At 64.4% G+C, this 3,669-nt stretch carries 3 protein-coding genes; all 3 read right to left on the reverse strand.

Features of this window, described 5'->3' with window-relative positions:
- Window positions 1-6: 6 nt before the first annotated feature.
- The 3 genes from AB4Y84_RS15975 to AB4Y84_RS15985 are packed head-to-tail and all read right to left on the reverse strand — an operon-like array spanning window position 7 to window position 3,489.
- On the reverse strand, window positions 7-1,065 hold the full coding sequence (locus tag AB4Y84_RS15975; RefSeq protein WP_442250426.1) for an ABC transporter substrate-binding protein: 1,059 nt from the start codon (window positions 1,063-1,065) through the stop codon (window positions 7-9).
- 3 nt (window positions 1,066-1,068) lie between these two features.
- A complete protein-coding gene (locus AB4Y84_RS15980; protein ID WP_442250427.1) occupies window positions 1,069-1,962 on the reverse strand; it encodes an ABC transporter permease in 894 nt (297 codons plus the stop codon).
- Window positions 1,963-1,986: 24 nt separating this feature from the next.
- Entirely contained in the window at window positions 1,987-3,489 is a 1,503-nt protein-coding gene (locus AB4Y84_RS15985) for an aminotransferase class I/II-fold pyridoxal phosphate-dependent enzyme (RefSeq protein WP_442250428.1), read from the reverse strand.
- Between the last annotated feature and the right edge of the window lie 180 nt (window positions 3,490-3,669).

The raw sequence follows: 3,669 nt of genomic DNA on the forward strand, positions 1-3,669 counted from the left end.
ATGCTGCTACTTCTCGGCCGGGACCTTGTCGGTAAACGCCGTGGTGTAGGTCTTGCTCAGGTCGATGGAAGCGCCCTTTCCCTTGACGTTAGTGGAGTATTTGTCCAGGATGCTGAGCACGTTCTTGGCGCCGTCGGCATCCATCTTTCCGTCCTTGTTGAACATGGTCTTGGTGTCATTGATGGACTTCTCGTAGAGCGCCTGCCCGGCGTTGGCGTACTCCTTGGGCATCTTGGCGGCGATCTCGGCGGCGCTGTGGCTGTTGATGAAGCGGAGCGCGCCCACGAAGGCGTTGACCACTTTCTGGACGGTTTGCGGGTTCTTCTGCACGAAATCACAGCTCATGTAGACGGACGCCGCCGGATACAGGCCGCCGAGCGCCTTTCGGGTGCCCTCTTCCGTGCGCATGTCGATCATTACTTTGCCCTTGCCCGTTTCAACGAGCTGGGCGATGGTGGGATCGGTGGTCATGCCCGCATCGATGCCGTTGTTGTCCATGGCGGCAATGAAGGTCTGTCCGGCGCCGACCTTGGCGGGGGTGTAGCTCTTCACCCCGGCTTGACCGGCCAGGGCCTGGGTCAGGAAGTCTGTGGATGATCCCAGTGAGGTGATGCCCAGGTTGCGGCCTTCAAAGTCAGCCGCGGTTTTGATCGAGTCGGCCTTGCTGGTGGAGACCACCTCGGCTTCGCCCGGGATGTTCGCCAGCTGGACCACGGAGGTGATGCACTGCCCCTTGGCCTGCAAATCGATCGTGTGGTCGTAGAAGCCCTCAACGGCCTGGGCGTTGCCGGTCAGCAGCGAGTTCTCCGCCGTGGCGCCGGACTGCTCGCCGAGCAGGTTGACCTTGACCCCTTCCTTTTCGAACAAGCCCAGGCCTTCGGCAAGCTTCGCCGGCATGTAGATGACTTTTTCCAGGCCGCCCACGATGATGTTGACCTCCGGTGTACTGGCGCTGTCCACCGATGCCGCCCGTGAATCCTGGCAACCGCTGACTCCGGCGGCAACCGCGATGGTGAGAAGGACGGCTGACGCCTGGACACTACGTCGCTGTAGTTTCGTTTTCATGGTTTAGATTCCCTTGATCTGAGTCTGGGCCTGAGACGGCCGCCATTTGAGGAGCTTGTTTTCTGCGGTGGTAATGACGGATTCGGCCAGCAGCGCCACCACGGTGACGATGATCATGCCGGCGTAGATACCCGCCGAGTCGAAGGTGCCTTGGGCATTGGCGATCAGCATGCCCATGCCGTGTTTCGCCCCGGCGTATTCGCCGACGATCGCGCCGATGAGCGCGAACCCGAATGCGGTGTGGAGCGAGGAAAGAATCCAGGTGGTGGCGCTGGGGAGCACGATCGAGGTCAGGATCTTGCGCTTGCTCGCCCCCAGGATCCGTGCGTTGTTGACCACGTTGCCGTCCACTTCGCGGGCCCCGGTGAAGGCGTTGAAGAACACCGCGAAGAACACCAGGACCACCACGGTGGCAATCTTGGAGTTGATGCCGAACCCGAACCAGATGATGAACAGCGCCGCGAGGACGATGCGGGGAACGGCGTTGGCAGCCTTGATGAACGGTGAAAAAACTTCCGCCATGTAGTGGCTACGGCCCAGGAGGACGCCGAGCACGATGCCGGCGACGGTGCCGATRGCGAAACCGACGGTAGCCTCCAGCACGGTGTAGCCGATGTTTTCCCAGACGGAACCGAACTGGGTGCCGGAGCTGAACCACTGGATCAGCCGGTCCCAGATCAGGGAGGGCTTGGAGTAGAAAAACGGATCGATGAGGTAGGTGGCGGTCAGTTCCCAGCTGCCGAGCCACACCGCGACGATGACGGCCCGGAGTGCCCAGACCTTGTAGGAGGCGTTTCTGTTTGACCGTCGCGCCGCGGCGAGCAGGGTTGCCTCGTTTTCCGCGCTGAGCTCGTTGCCCTGCCCCATCGGCGGGGCGCTGATCGTGGGTGACGTCATCGTCGTTGTCCTAACTGGTTGCTGTTACTTTGCATCGGGGTGCCCGGCCGAGGCCCTGGCCTGTTCGACTTCGTCCCGCAGGCTGTCCCAGACCTGGCGGTAGATCGCCAGGAACTCCGGGGTCAGCCTGACCTCTTCCACGTCGCGCGGCCGCGGCAGGTCCACCCTGAAGTCAGCCTTGATGGTCGCCGGACTCGCGGTCATGACCACCACACGGTCAGCCAGTGCGATGGCTTCTTCCAGGTCGTGGGTAACGAAGACGACGGCAGCGTCGCTGCCGCTCCACAGCCGCAGCAACTCCTGCTGCATGAGCTGCCGGGTCTGGACGTCGAGGGCGCTGAACGGTTCGTCCATCAGCATGATTTCGGGTTCGTTGACCAGCGTCTGCGCCAGCGCCACACGCTTGCGCATGCCCCCGGAGAGCTGGTGCGGGTAGTACTTCTCGAACCGCCCGAGCAGCTGCGGTTCGCCGCCGGTGGACTGGAATTTGAGCAGCGCGATGCGTTCGGCGAAGCGGCCGCCATCGAGCCAGCCGATGCGGTAGTCCGGTGCCAGCGTCTTCGAGAATCCACCGACCACCATCACCCAACCGTCGCGGTCGAACGCCTTCAGCAAGGGCGCCGGCGGCTCGCTGAACTGCAGTTCGGCATACACCGCGTCTTCGATCAGCGGCAGCTGGCGTGCGTTGACCAGTTCGGCCAGGCGCTGCTTGTCGGCGATCGGCATCGTGCAGCCCAGCGGGTTGTGCACGGTCGGCATCACCACCAGCGCCGCAAGAGGGGTGTGCTGCAGCAGTGCTTCCAGCGCATCCACGTCCAGGCCGCGCTGCGGATGGGTGGGCAGTTCGATCGGCTGCAGGCCCAGCGTGGTCAGCAGGGGATACAGGTTGAAGTACGAGGGTGCTTCGATGCCGACTGCATCGCCGGGCTGGGTGACCGCGCGCAGTGCCAGTTGCAGTGCTTCCATCGCACCATGGGTCAGCAGCAGGCGTTCGGGGTGGGTATGCAGGCCCATCCGCGGGCCACRCCGCACGATCTGCGCCAGCAGGCGTGGCGAACCATTGGGACGGGCGTAGGTCTCCACGGTCTGCTGGCCATGGCGAAGTACCTGCGCGGTGTGCCGGGCCAGCTGCGCACCCGGGTAGAACTGGCGCCCACGCGGGCCGGCAAAGGCGAGGTCGATCACGCCGGGGCGCCGCTGCGCTTCCAGCACCCGCGCCATCAGCACCTGCTGCAGCGGGGCGGTGGGCGCGGACGGCGCATCACGCAGCGAGCGCTGCGGAACCGACAGTCGCGGCGCCACTTCGAAGCCCGCCTTCGGCCGCGGAATGACCAGACCGGCGTCTTCCAGCTGACGGTAGGCCGCGATCACGGTGTTCAGGCTGAGCTGGCGCTGCGATGCCATCTGCCGCAGCGACGGCAACCGGCTGCCGACCGGCAGGCGCCCGCCGTGGATGGCTTCAGCCAGCTCGTCCGACAGCCGCTGGTAGCGGGGTGGGATCATCGTGGTGGTGTCTTCTGTATCCATCGACTCGACCCGCATCTGGTTCTGTACCCATGATGCCGACGAGCCTAGCATGTCGTTGTCGGCCGGGCCTGATCGGGGCCGGGTCGATACTTCCCAAGCGCACGGCCCTGTGGCCGTGCGTCTTTTTTTCATGCCTTGGTGGTGCCGGCCGCTGGCCGGAAATCCCCGGCTGCGGAAGGG

It is taken from the genome of Stenotrophomonas sp. 2YAF22 (assembly GCF_052114665.1).
GTDB lineage: Bacteria > Pseudomonadota > Gammaproteobacteria > Xanthomonadales > Xanthomonadaceae > Stenotrophomonas > Stenotrophomonas indicatrix.